Raw genomic sequence first — 12,832 nt, 5'->3', positions numbered from 1 at the left:
GAACTGGGCGCGCGCCTTCTGCGTGAAGCCGACCGGGATGGTCGACTTGATCACCATCACCGCGTCCGGGTTGATCGCGATCACGTCGCGGATCACGGCCTCGACCGAGCCGGTGTTGAAGTAGTTGGTCGCCGGATCGTAGTCGGTCGGGGTGGCGATGATGACGAAGTCGGCGCCCGCGTAGGCCTCGCGCTTATTTAACGTGGCGCGCAGGTTGAGCGGCTTGCTGGCCAGGTACTGCTCGATGTCGGCGTCCTCGATCGGCGACTGGCGGGCATTGAGTTGCTCGACCTTGGAGGGGATGATGTCGAGCGCGACGACTTCGTTCTGCTGGGCCAGCAGCACGGCATTCGAGAGGCCGACGTAGCCGGTACCGGCGATGGCGATCTTCATATTACTTCTCTAGAATTTACTTTAAATTTTTGGTGAGACTATGACATGGATTTGCGGCTGCCTTGCTTTGTAAGGTATTTGCAATTGAGTTCATCGTCTTTGCGAATTTATTTTGGTTTGTATATTTACAAGTTTTATATATTGGATTTATTTACTGTTACGTAAGATAATTTTGAATTTATTTGGCAATTTGATTGTCATTTATCTGTGTGCCAATTAGTTTTTTTAGTGATAATCCATCGGTGACGTATCATCCGTAAGTAGAGCAGAATGTAGCCAACTCCAAGTCCGATAAAGCAAATTGCTGACATTAAAGTTGATTCGTAGACTATATTGGCGACTATTACGGCGGTTATTGTCATTCCTCCTACAAGTAATCCTGTGATTGAATTCTTTGATTGCATTGATAAGTGGCTAAACCAACGTGCGATATACCTTCTTTTGACAAGGCTATGAAAGTGTAGTCGATCAGGATGCCCGGGGTGTGCCTGTTTGACCCGACGTCGATAAATGCTGAATATTACTTCTGTGACAGGGTGAACGCAGATGATGAGAGCAGCGAAGGGGGAGACTGTAGAGTTTCTTTCAATCAGTAATACTGCTATCCAGGCTAGGGAGAATCCAATGAAATATGAGCCTCCATCTCCAAGGAATATTTTTCCTAAAGGCCAGTTGATCCAAAAGAAGCCCCATACACATGAGGCGAGGATCAATGACATACCCGCTAACATAGCGTCGTTAACTTGATATGCTATCATGCCAAAACCAATAAATGCTAGAAATGAACTTGTGCTAGCCAGTCCATTAAAGCCGTCAATAATATTGATGCTATTTGCTACTCCTCCAATAGCAAATGCTGTAAAAATTACTGATATTGTTGTGAAGTTTAGTAGCCAGTCGACTCCCAAAACATCGACCCTGCTGAGTGAATAATCGCTAAGCCACCATGCCAGCAGACCTGAGGCCATAGTCGCCAATAATCGTTGACTGACTCCGACACGTTTAGTGATATCTTCTGCCAGACCAAAGGTAAACGCTGGCATTCCCGCAACAAACAGTACAAACAATGGTTCTTTCCATTCTGTTGGTGCTTGCCACCAAGCTACCAGTACTCCCAACACAATGGGCAACCCTCCAACACGAGGTGTCGGTGATGAATGAAACTTTTGGATGCCGTCAGTGAAATCCATCGACAAGGCACCATGCCAGCGTTTGGTTAGCACAAGCATCAGGCATGCTCCCCAGCTTGTCACAAGTCCCCAGATTGCTGCGTCAAGAGTTGGAGAGTTGAAAATTCCGGTGAGGGCCTGTGCCAGTGTCATGATTAAGCTCCCTCGGTCTGGTTGTACTGGTAGGCTTGGTAGCGGTAGCCGTAGCGCTTGTAGCCATAGCCATAGCCATGTCCGTAGCGCCGCTTGCTGAGGTCCAGTCCGTTGAAGATCGCCCCCTTGACTGCAACTCCAGCCTGGGTCAGTCGCTTGAGCGATTCCTGCACCTCGCCCAGGGCGGTGATTTCTGACCGCGCGACCAGGAACACCGTGCCGGCCTGCGGCGCCAGCACTGCGGTGTCAGCCACCGCCAGCACCGGCGGTGTGTCGATGATCACGATGTCGTACTGCTGGCTGGCGCCTTGCAGAAACTGCTGCGTTGTCGGTGCCATTAGCAGTTCGGCCGGGTTTGGCGGCGTGGTGCCGGTGCTGACAAAATCTAGTCCGGGCAACAGTTGACGATGTAGCACCTGCGCCAGGGTCTGGCTGCCGGCGATCACTTCGCTCAGGCCCATTCCGCGTTCCATGCCGAAGAACTGGTGGATATGGCCCTTGCGCATGTCGCCGTCGATCAGCAGCACCCGCTTGCCCGCCGTCGCCAGCACCGCCGCAAAGTTGGCGCTGGTGAAGGACTTGCCGATGCCAGGCGTCGGCCCCGTGATCAGCACGATATTGTTGCGCGCGTCCAGCATCGCGAACTGTAGCGCGGTGCGCAGGCTGCGCAGGCTTTCGATCGCGGCTTCCTCGGGCTTGACTGCCGCCAGCAGGTGGATGCCGGGCTTCTTGGCCACGATCTGCACCGCCAGTTGCTGTTGCACCGCCGACTTTGGTACCGTGGCAAACACATGCAGGCCCAGCGCCTGTTCCAGTTCGTCCGCGCTGCGGATGCCTGGTTTCAGGCTGTTGCGCATGAAGGCCAGTCCCAGGCCTGCCAGCAGGCCCAGCACGCCCGACAGCGCCAGCACCAGCCCGCGTTGCGGCTTGATCGGCCGCTCGGGCACCACTGCGGTGTCGACGATGCGCACATTGCCGACCTTACCTTCCTTGACCAGTTGCAGCTGCTGGAAGCTGTTCAGCAGGTTGGTGTAGAGCTCGCCATTGACCTTGACGTCTCGTGTCAGTCGCAGCAGGTCCTGCTGCGTCGCCGGGAAGGACTTGGCCTTGCCATCCAGCCCGCCGATTTCCCTTTGCAAGGCTTGTATCTGGTTGTCCAATGCCTGGATGCTTGGGTGCTGCGCCGTGAAGCGGGTTTCGAGTTCCTTGCGCTTCTGCTGCGCTTCCAGCAGCTTTACCTTCAAGCCCACGCCTTGCGTGAGCATGGCTTGAGCCTCGCTGTCGAGGTTGAACGTGCCTTGCTGGCTGCGGAACTGGTTGAACTTGCCTTCCGACGCCTCCAGCTGCTTGCGCAGCTCGGGCAGTTGGCTGTTGAGGAAGGTGATCGATTTTTCGGCTTCGGCCGCCTTGCGCTCGACGTTTTGCCGTACATACAGCTGGCCGACTTCGTTCAGTATTCGACTGATTTGTTCCGGGTCGGCGCCTTCCAGGCTGCCGCGCAGCACGCCCGACCCTTTCGTTTGTTCAGCGACTTTGAGCGAACTTTGCAGGCTCTGCGTCACCGCCAGATGCGAGCGCTTGCTGACATGGAACTCAGCCCCTGGCTGGCCTACTGCGCTTGCCACCAGTAGCTCGCCAGTCTGGCCCATCAGCGAAAAGCCCAGCGGTGCGCCGAACGCTGCCTGTCCCAGCGCCTGGCCGTCAGCGCTGTGCAGCGCATAGCCCGTGGCCGTCAGCTTGACGCTGAAGCGCTGTCCTTCCAGCGCCTTCGGCACCTCGAACTTGGCTACTTGCAGCGATTCATTGCCCGACACATAGCCGCCCATGCCCAGGAAGCCCGGGCTCGATGGTTCGGTCGCGCGCCGTGCCAGCCATTGACCCAGTACAGGCAGGTACTTGGGGGTTATGCTGAGGTCGAGCTGCAGGTTGTTGACAGCCTGCCCTACTACCAGCCGCGAGCGCAGGATTTCTATTTCGGCCGATGCCGGTGACTTGATATCGAACAGGCTGCCGGCGTCGCCGATCATTCCGCCTAATGAACTGCCCTTGGTATCCTCGACTTGGATCAGGGTGTTGGCTTCATAGATCGGAGTCGCAGTCAGGGCATAGCCGCCACCGATGGCGATTGCGGCCGCCGTGACCGCGCCTACGGCCCAGCGTTGCTCGATCACCACGTCGAGCAGGTCAAGCAAGCTGATGCCGTCGTCTTCTTCTTGTTGTTGCGTTGCGACCGGGGGCAGGGTGGCGGGGGTGTTGTTGAGCGGGGGGAAGTTCATGGCGGGGAATTAGTGGGGTTCAGGCGCTGAGCTGGCGGATGCGCGGGGCCCAGTCGGCCACGCCCTGGCGGATGGCGGCAAAGGCCGCGTCGAAGGCCTCGCGCGGCTGGCGGTACGGGTCGGCGATCTCAAATCCGCCGAACTGCCCGAGCCGGAACACCTTGCCGCGCACCAGCGGGTATTGCTGTTCCAGCCAGGCCTTGTGGCTTTGTTCCATCACCAGGATCACGTCGGCCAGCTGGCACATCGGTGCCGTGACCTGTTGTGCCCTATGTGCCGACAGGTCCAGTGCCTGTTCGGCGGCGATTTGTTGCGACAGCGGGTCTGCACCGGCGCCGACCACCGCCGCCAGCCCGGCCGACCAGACCTGGTGCTGTGGCAGTTCGCGCGCCAGCAGCACTTCGGCCAGTGGGCTGCGGCAGATATTGCCTATGCAGAGCGTGAGCACATGTTTCATGGCTTACTTGGCCGCGGTGGCATCGCGTGTGGTGTTGACGGCCTGCGCGCTCGGCAGGATCAGGCTGATGACGCGGTTCCAGCGCACCAGCGGCACCGGGTCCACATAGACCACGTCACGCGCCTTGAGTTCGAAGCCTTCGGCCAGCGCATATGCGACCGGCGACTTGGCGTCGAGGTGGAAGATTTCGGGCTGTTCCGGGTTCTGCGTCCGCACCACGAAGATCTGGCGTGGGTCGGCGCTGACCGGGTTGATGCCGCCGGAATCGGACAGCGCCTCGTTGAGCGTCAGGCGGCCGTTGCGCAGCGGCTGGCTGTTCGGGCGCAGCACCTCGCCCAGCACGAACACCTTGGCTTCTTCCCGTCCCAGCACCCGCACCATGTCGCCATGTGCGAGCAGGATGCGGCTCGGGTTGATGCCGCGTTCGGTCAGCTGCGCCAGGTTGATCAGCGTGGTCTGGCCGTTGCGCGACAGCGCGATCGAGGCCCGGTCGGCCGTCGCCGTGAAGCCGCCCGCGCGGCCGATGGCCTCGGGCAGGGTCATCGGGATGTCGTTGAGCGCCTGCAGCCCCGGGCTGCGCACTTCGCCGTCCAGGTACACCCGGCCGCTGCGGTAGGACTGGATGCGCACCGTGACTTGCGGATTCTTGATGTACTTGGCCAGCCGCTCGGTGAGCAGGTCGCGTGCCTCGTACTCGTTCAGGCCCGCCAGCTTGACGGTGCCGACATAGGGAAACTGGATCAGGCCTTGCGGGCTGACGTTGTAGCCGTTGCCGACCACCGACTGGGTGGTGGAGTCGCCGCCTTGAGCTACAGCGGTGGTGCCGCCGGCCGGGGTGATGGCCAGTTCCGGATGGTCCCAGACCACGATGTTGAGCACGTCGCCGGCACCGATGGTGTAGGTCTTGGGTGCGGCGAACAGGGCCTGGACTTCGGCTGGCACCTCGTCGCGCCGGGTGGCGCGCTGCTGCTGGATCAGCGCCGGCGTGATCGGGGTGATGGCGCCGGGCGGCGGGGCATCGGCCGGGCCGGCCACGGTGACCGGCTCCACCGGGCGCTTCATCGCGCTGAACAGCGTGGTGCGCTTGGGGGCGTCGCTGAGCCCTTGCGTGCCCACATACATGCCAGGCGCCATGGCGCAGCCGCCCAGGCTGAGCGCCAGGCCGGCGAGCAGGGCGCGGGTACTGGCCGGATGGCGGGCTTGCGATGGAGTCATGGGCGGTGCGGTAATGGTGCGATCAGGCATGGCGTGATGGGCGGGATAGGAGTAGGCGGCGTCGCTTGAAAAGGTATGGCATGAAAGTGGCGATACCATGGCTACCGCAGTGTCTGCAGGGGACAAGCCCGGCGACACATCGTTGACGATTCTAACGGGTTTCAATGTAGAAAAAATGACATTCATATTGGATGCAAGAACCAAGAAACCAAACTTTGCGCTGCTGTCAAAAATCTTTTGAGTGCCATTTATGATAAAAAAGTCTTGTTTTAATCACATCAAATGGGGTTCGGTATCCTATGCCGCTTGGCTGGCCTGCAGTCCCTTGCTGGCGCAGGCCGAGGAGCCCTGGCCGACGGCCCAGCTGGCGCCTACTGGTTATACCGCGGCCATCAACTCGCCGACCGCCGACGTGCTGCCCTGGGGCGGCGCGGGCTTGTCGCTGACCAATAGCAACCCGGAGCGTACCCGCAAGAAGCCCCAGGGCAGCTTTGGCAGCGTGAACGCGGGCTTTGGCCTGCTGCCGGGCCTGGAACTGGTGGGCCGCTTAGCCTACGACGGTGATCTGGAATGCAATATGTATGTGCGTACCTGTGCTTCCAGCCAGCGCGACCTGTCGGTCAGCGCCAAGTACCAGTTGCCGATCGAGCTGCCGCTGGACACCCGGCTCGCGCTGGGCTTTACCGACTACGGCGGTGCGGCGACCAGTTACCGCTCCTACTACGGCGTGGCGACTTCGACCTGGGGCCCGCTGGACTTGAGCCTGGGCTATGGCCGGCCCAAGTCGGCCAGCGCCTTGCTCGACGGTGTCTTTGGCAGCGTGGCGCTGCGCCTGGACGACCATTGGTCCGCTGCCCTGGAGCATGACAGCCGTGAGTCCCGCCTGGGACTGAACTACCTGCGTCCGCTGGGCCGCGACCTGGCGCTGCGCGTCGGTGCCAGCCGCAAGCTGACCGATTCCACCGGCCAGCAGACTTGGCAGATGAATGCCGCGCTGAACTGGGTCATGGGCCAGACGCCCGAGCCCTTCATGCCGCGCCGGGCGCCGGTGGCGACCCAGTCCTATGCCGGCGCTGATGCATCGGCTTCGCCCTGGTCCTCGGCGCCGCCGGCTGCATACGCTGCCCCAGTTGCTGCGGCAGCGCCTGCCGCACCTGTTGCGATGGATGTGGCCGCGGCCCCGCTTACCGCCGAAGGCCTGGCCCAGGCCTTGCAGGCCAGTGGCTTTGCCCAGGTCAGCGTGCGCCACAGCCCGGCCCAGGCTGGCCAGCCCGCCCTGTGGCAGGTGCAGGCCGAGCCGCGCCGCTGGCGCCAGAGCCAGCTCGATGCCCTGGGCGCTGCGCTGGCAGCCTGGCTCAAGCCGGTCGGTGCCAAGGCTACCGACGAGCTGTTGCTGACCCTGACCTACCAGCGCGAGCCGGTGCTGCACGCCTATACCAACGCGGCCTGCCTGGACGGCTGGCTGCAGGGCTGGACCCGTTGTGCTGGCATGGCCGGTGCCGATGGCCAGCCGGGCCGCGCCCTCTGGCTGAGCCGCAATGGCGAATGGCCGGCCGAGCTGCAGGCGCGCCTGCAGTCCCGCCGCGAGTCCGCCAGCCCCGAATCCGTGCAGCAGGCCTTCGAGGACGGCGGCCCGGCCTGGCTGCCGCAGTTCGAGATCGGCCCTGGCCTGCGCACGGCGGTTGGCACCGAGCTGGGCCTGTTCGATTATTCGCTGGCGCTGGAGCTGGGCACCGAGGTCAACCTGGCGCCCGGTCTGTTCTGGCAGGGCGTGCTGTCGGCGCCCATGCTGCATTCGAACGACTTCAAGGACGGCCAGCCTTTTGCCGGCTACCGCCCCAAGGAATTGGGCTTCGACAGCAGCCTGCTGAGCTACTGGAAGGCCCTGCCGCATGGCGTGGCGGCTCAGGCCAGCGCCGGCTACATCGACCGCAGCTACCGCGGCGGCATGGTCGAGGGGCTCTGGACCACCGAGGACGGCCGCTGGCGCCTGAGCGCCACCACCGGTCGCTTCGAGCATGAGCAGACCGCTGCCCGCCAGACCCCGCTGCTCGGCAGCGCGCGCTGGAGCCTGGTGCCCGGCGCCTGGCAGCTGGAGGCGACCGCTGGCCGCTTCCTGGGCGGGGACAAGGGCTACAACCTGGCTTCGAAGCACTGGTTTGGCGATACCCTGATCAACCTGTTCTACCGCGATACCCAGGGCGATGCCGGTACCCCGATGGCCGCGTCGCGCCAGTTTGTCGGCTTTTCCATCAGCCTGCCGCTGGGGCCGAAGGCGGCACAGGAGCTGGGTCCGGTGACCCTGCGTGGCAGTGACCGCTTTGCCTGGGGCCTGCAGACCAAGGTCGGCGACAAGGACAACGCCTTGACCCAGGGCTATGGCGACCAGCCGCGCGTGCGCCACGGCCTGCGCACCGATGTCACCGACTTCGACCGCAACGGTCGCGACGACATGCTGGCCAACAGCGCCCGCCTGCGTGCCGTGCTGGCGCAGCAGCTGGCCGCACTGCGCTGAGCCCGAGGCGCCAGGCTGGCGCCCATGAAAAAAACCCGCCACGGCGGGTTTTTTGCTGGGACCGGCCGTCTCTGGATGACGGCCGGAGGGTTACCCCCTTACTGGGCGCCAGTAACGCTACCCGTCACGCTACCCGTGGCGCAGTCCAGGTTCGGGAAGTTGATGTTGCGCGTGGTGGTCGGTGCGGTGACCGCGACGCTGCTGGTCTGCCACTGGTTGATGAAGCGGTTCCAGACCCACAGCGTGCCGTTGGTGCCGGACTCGATGCTGCCGATCGTGCTGGTGCCGGTCGCGTAGTAGCCGCCCCGGTACATGCTGTTGTCGTAGAAGTAGACATAGGTCGGCACGGCGCGCTTGCCGGTGACGCCGTCGCGGCAGGACTCGGTCACGTTGGTTTGCAGGGTGGCATAGGTGACGGTCGGCAGCTGGGTGTTGACGGTGACGCCAGTACACAGGTTCTGGTTCGTTGCCGAGCCCACCACATTGCCCTTGCTGTCCTTGACCGTCACGTTCACGTTGATGCGCGGCGAGTAGGCCAGGGTCAAGGCGGAGTCGGTGACGCCGTAGAGAGCACGGTAGAAGCGGCTGCCTTCGACACCGACGATGTCGACGTTGAGCGGACGGGTGTCGCCAGCGGGGTTGCGCGCGATGTTGACCGTACCGGTACAGTTGGCGCTCTCGAAGTAGTCGAGGTTCCAGTAGGACAAGTGGGTCGAGTTGAACACCACTTCGAAGTTGTTGGCGTCGACCGGCGTCTTTTCACGCACCTGGCCGTCGGCCTCGAACACCCACTTGCCAGTCGCTTCGTCGAAGCTCCAGACCGGATAGGTGTCGCCAGCCTTGATCGTCGCGCCCGTTGTGGGGTTCTTCGAGGTCTTGGGCAGGTCGATCGTCAGCTGGATCGGGGTGTCGAACTTCTTGATCGCCTTGCCGGCGGCATCGGTGATGTTGAACTGCGCAAAGCCGCCGGTCACGAAGTTGCCCGAGGTGGTGGTACCGTTGGACAGCTGGGCATTGGGCGTGAAGCCACCCGGGAAGGCCGCCAGGGCGTCGACATCGCTGTTGGCGTACTTGGTGACGGTCAGGCTCAGGGTGCCAGAAGCCGGGACGTTGTTGGCGTCGCGCGCCACGGTGCCGGCCGGGATGGTGATGGTGGCGGTACCGACGGATTCGGCTTTGTTTTCGGCGTTGGTCACCGTCTTGTCGGTGGTGGTCAGCGTGACGGCAGGCAGTGCGCCACCAGCCGCTGCGGTGGTGCTGCTGGCGACCATGCCGATGCCCAGCGTCGAGTCGGCCTGGATGGCTGCGGCGTTGCCGATCTTGTTGAGCTTGATCGTGACGACTTGTTCGCCCTGCTTGGAGGCCACGCCCAGGATCTGCACGCCCGAGGTGTTCCAGCCCTTGGCCAGGTTGCCGCCCAGGATGGTGAACACGTCTTCGGTGCCGTTGAAGTTGGCCGCGGCAGCGAACAGGCCGTTGGTCGTGGTGAAGCTGTCACCGACCTTGATCACCTTGTTGTTGCTGTCGAGCACTTCGCCGCTGGTGATGGATGCGCCAGTGAACTGGATCGTCAGCGCGTCGGTGATCGGCTTGCCGTCCAGCGCGTTGACAAACGAGAACACGTACTTGTAGGGAGCCGTGATGACCTCGGCCGGCGGAGTGATCACCGGGCTGCCACCGCCACCGCCACCACCGCAAGCCGCCAGGCTGCCGATGACGCCGGCGACCGCCAGCATTTTCAAGGTTTGGTTGAAGCGAAATTCCATGTCGTCCTCTTGCTGCACGTCAAGTTGAAGAAAAAAGCGCAATTGCCTTGCCGCTCCATTATGGAAGATGGAGCGGGGTTTTGTTATATTTTGATCGAATTTTACTGAGGAGGTCGCCATGACAAAGGCCCGCACTGGGCGGGCCTTGGTCGATGGCTGGCAAGCCGCGCCGTGCGGCTTGTCAAGAGGCGCTGATCAGGTGTTGGCGCCGGTCACGCTGCCGGTGACGACAGCGGTGTTGACCACGAAGCTGGTGCCGGTGGTCGGGTCGGTGATGGTGGCGGTGGTGCCGTCGGCGCTGTAGCTGACCGTCAGGCTGGTGACGACGGTCGACTGGCTGGTCACGCCACCGCCGGTGATGGTCACGGCGATGTCGACGTTCTGCGTGCCGGCGACCAGGCGGTCGGTCTGCGGGTCGAGCACCATGTTGCCGTTGATCTTGAAGCAGGTATTGCCGTTGGCATCGGCGGTGTTGGTCGCATTCGGGTAGGTCACGCCGTTCCAGGTGCCCTTGCCGCACAGGATGGTGGAGCCGGCAGCGATGTAGCCGCTGAAGGTGCCCTGGGTGGTGTTGAGCTTGAAGCCGGAGATCGCGTTGGCCGGAGCGCCAGCCGGGATCGCGGTGAAAGTGAAGGTGGTGCCGGTCGTCACGGTCGGTGCGCCGACTTCAGTGAAGATGGCGCCGGCCGGCAGGCTGGCGGTCTTGTTGGCCAGCAGCGCGGCGTATTGCTTGGCGGTGGCCTGGGTGGCGGCTGCGACCGTGACGGACGGCAGGTCCTTGGTCACCAGGGTGCCGTCGCTGCCACCGCCGCCGCAGGCTGCCAGGCCGCTGATCAGGCCGGCGATGGCCAGCATCTTGAGGCTTTGCTTGATTCGGAAAGTCATGGGGGAGTCCTTTGGTTTGTCAAGTTGAAGAAAACGTGCAATTGCCTTGCCGAACCATTATCGGCCAGCAGGATGCGATTTTTTATTGCATTTTGGCCAGATTGACCGGCCGGGGCCTGTTTCAGGCGCAGGCAAGGGCCTGATAGGGGATTGCCACTTCGTGGTCCTTGCCCAGCAGTTGCAGCAGCACGACCACGCGGTCCTGTGCCGTCATGCGCACCAGCGCGTCCAGGCCGGCCAGCGGTCCGGCCGTGACCTTGACCGCCGTGCCGGGTTGCAGCCCCATCAGTTCGGCCGCCGAGCGCTCCTGCTGCTGCTCGACCCAGAGCGCGATCTGCCTGAGCTTGTCGTGCGGCAGCTGGGCGAATTCATGGCCGAAGCGCACCAGGCTGGTGATGCCCAGCGTCGAGCGCACGACCGAGATCGACTGCTCGGCATGGGCCGGACGGAAGAACAGGTAGCGCGGGAACATGGCCTCCTGGGTGAAGAGGGCGTCCTCGGTCTTGCGCCGGCGCGACTTGACGGCCTTGATCTTGGGCAGCCAGGCCTCGAAGCCCTGCTTGAGCAGGTTGTCGAGTCCGATGTCTTCGGACTTGGGCTTGGTGTAGGCCAGGTACCAGGCGCTGTCCTGGAGCGCGTCGAGTACGGGATGCGGGCAGCTGCTCATTTTCATCAGGAAATTATAGGGAGCTTACATCTCGTAGTCATGGCCCTGGCCCTGCATGACTTTCATGATCAGATCGCGGTTCAGGCGGTCGCTGAGGAATTCGGCGAACTTGAGCACGAACAGCCTCAGGTAGGCGCCGCGCTTGAAGGCCACGCGCGCGACGTTCTGGCCGAACAGGTTGCCGGCCGGCCGTGCCACCAGGTCGGGGCTGCGTTCGTCGCCCTGCATCGCCATCTCGGCCACGATGCCGACGCCCATGCCGAGCTTGACATAGGTCTTGATGACGTCGGAGTCGATGGCGTCGAGCACCACGTTGGGCGTCAGCTGGCGCTGCGCGAAGGCCTGGTCGATCCGCGTGCGGCCGGTGAAGGTCGGGTGGTAGGTGATCAGCGGCTGCTTGGCCAGGTCTTCCAGGCTGATGCGCTCCTTGTCGAGCAGCGGGTGGCCGAAGGGCAGCACCAGCACATGCTGCCAGTCGTAGCAGGGCAGGGTGACGAGCTCGTCGTACTGGCCCAGCGATTCGGTCGCGATGCCGATTTCGGCCGTCTCGTCGAGCAGCATGCGCGCGACCTGGTCCGGCGAGCCCTGGTGCAGGCTGATGCCGACCTTGGGGTAGGCGATGCGCAGCTTGGCCACCGGCCCGGGCAGCACGTAGCGGGCCTGGGTGTGGGTGGTGGCGATGCTGAGGGTGCCGCTGTCCTGGGCCGAGAACTGTTCGCCGATGCGCTTGAGGTTGTTGACCTCGCGCAGGATGATGTCGATGCTTTTCAGCACATGTTGGCCGGGCTCGGTCACGCGCTTGATGCGCTTGCCATGGCGCGAGAAGATCTCGACGCCGAGCTCGTCCTCGAGCTCGATGATGGCCTTGGAGACGCCCGGCTGCGAGGTGTGCAGCGCCTTGGCCGCCTCGGTCAGGTTGAGGTTGCGGCGCACGGCCTCCTGGACGAAGCGGAACTGGTGCAGGTTCATTCGGCTTCCAGCGCAAGTTCGGCCAGCAGCGCGGTCAGGCGCGGCTGCTCGCCAGCGGTCGGCAGCAGCTTGAAGCTGACCGCGGGATGGGCCTGGCGCAGCTGTTCCATCAGCAGCGGCAGGTCCTCGCGCGCGTGCTTGCCCATGCCGAAGAACAGCGGCAGCACCCGCACTTCGGACGCGCCGGCTTCGATGGCGCTGGCGGCGGCCTCGGGCAGCTCGGGCTGGCAGAGTTCGAGGTAGGCGCAGGCGACATGGGCCTCGGGGGCCTGTGCGCGCACGGCGGCGGCGACGGCTTCGACCGGCGCGCGCCACAGCGGATCGCGCGAGCCGTGGGCAAAGATGAGAATGGCGAGCATGGGGATCT

10 protein-coding genes and 1 pseudogene are annotated in these 12,832 nt (G+C 63.0%); 1 reads left to right on the top strand and 10 read right to left on the bottom strand.

The window, feature by feature from the left end:
• The 5 genes and pseudogenes from C6P64_RS09650 to C6P64_RS09630 form a co-directional block, all read right to left on the bottom strand.
• Positions 1-393: pseudogene (locus C6P64_RS09650) on the bottom strand (UDP-glucose 6-dehydrogenase); the annotation flags it as partial.
• A gap of 197 nt (positions 394-590) precedes the next feature.
• Positions 591-1,715 carry an MraY family glycosyltransferase gene (locus tag C6P64_RS09645; RefSeq protein ID WP_105748351.1) on the bottom strand — a complete coding sequence of 375 codons (1,125 nt, stop codon included), beginning with the start codon at positions 1,713-1,715 and terminating at the stop codon, positions 591-593.
• 2 nt (positions 1,716-1,717) lie between these two features.
• On the bottom strand, positions 1,718-3,991 hold the full coding sequence (locus tag C6P64_RS09640; protein WP_105748350.1) for a polysaccharide biosynthesis tyrosine autokinase: 2,274 nt from the start codon (positions 3,989-3,991) through the stop codon (positions 1,718-1,720).
• Positions 3,992-4,010: 19 nt separating this feature from the next.
• On the bottom strand, positions 4,011-4,448 hold the full coding sequence (locus C6P64_RS09635; protein WP_105748349.1) for a low molecular weight protein-tyrosine-phosphatase: 438 nt from the start codon (positions 4,446-4,448) through the stop codon (positions 4,011-4,013).
• A gap of 3 nt (positions 4,449-4,451) precedes the next feature.
• A complete protein-coding gene (locus C6P64_RS09630; protein ID WP_105748348.1) occupies positions 4,452-5,663 on the bottom strand; it encodes a polysaccharide biosynthesis/export family protein in 1,212 nt (403 codons plus the stop codon).
• 325 nt (positions 5,664-5,988) lie between these two features.
• Here C6P64_RS09630 and C6P64_RS09625 point away from each other — a divergent pair, with 325 nt between their 5' ends.
• Positions 5,989-8,178, top strand: coding sequence for a YjbH domain-containing protein (locus C6P64_RS09625; protein ID WP_105748347.1), 2,190 nt, complete (start codon positions 5,989-5,991; stop codon positions 8,176-8,178).
• Positions 8,179-8,276: 98 nt separating this feature from the next.
• On the opposite strand, the gene C6P64_RS09620 is transcribed toward C6P64_RS09625, so the two are convergent.
• From C6P64_RS09620 to C6P64_RS09600, 5 genes are all read right to left on the bottom strand, one after another.
• Positions 8,277-9,944, bottom strand: coding sequence for a hypothetical protein (locus C6P64_RS09620; protein ID WP_105748346.1), 1,668 nt, complete (start codon positions 9,942-9,944; stop codon positions 8,277-8,279).
• 195 nt (positions 9,945-10,139) lie between these two features.
• A complete protein-coding gene (locus C6P64_RS09615) occupies positions 10,140-10,829 on the bottom strand; it encodes a hypothetical protein (RefSeq protein ID WP_105748345.1) in 690 nt (229 codons plus the stop codon).
• A gap of 121 nt (positions 10,830-10,950) precedes the next feature.
• Complete coding sequence (locus tag C6P64_RS09610; RefSeq protein ID WP_105748344.1) at positions 10,951-11,502, bottom strand: transcriptional activator RfaH; 552 nt, start codon at positions 11,500-11,502, stop codon at positions 10,951-10,953.
• 18 nt (positions 11,503-11,520) lie between these two features.
• The gene (locus C6P64_RS09605; protein WP_105748343.1) at positions 11,521-12,465 is read right to left on the bottom strand and encodes a CysB family HTH-type transcriptional regulator; all 945 of its coding nucleotides are present in this window, start codon (positions 12,463-12,465) and stop codon (positions 11,521-11,523) included.
• On the bottom strand, positions 12,462-12,824 hold the full coding sequence (locus tag C6P64_RS09600; RefSeq protein WP_105748342.1) for a sirohydrochlorin chelatase: 363 nt from the start codon (positions 12,822-12,824) through the stop codon (positions 12,462-12,464). The genes C6P64_RS09605 and C6P64_RS09600 overlap by 4 nt, the downstream gene beginning before the upstream one ends.
• Between the last annotated feature and the right edge of the window lie 8 nt (positions 12,825-12,832).

Source organism: Malikia granosa (genome assembly GCF_002980595.1).
Taxonomy (GTDB): domain Bacteria; phylum Pseudomonadota; class Gammaproteobacteria; order Burkholderiales; family Burkholderiaceae_C; genus Malikia; species Malikia granosa.
This window is presented reverse-complemented; position numbering and strand designations above follow the sequence as displayed.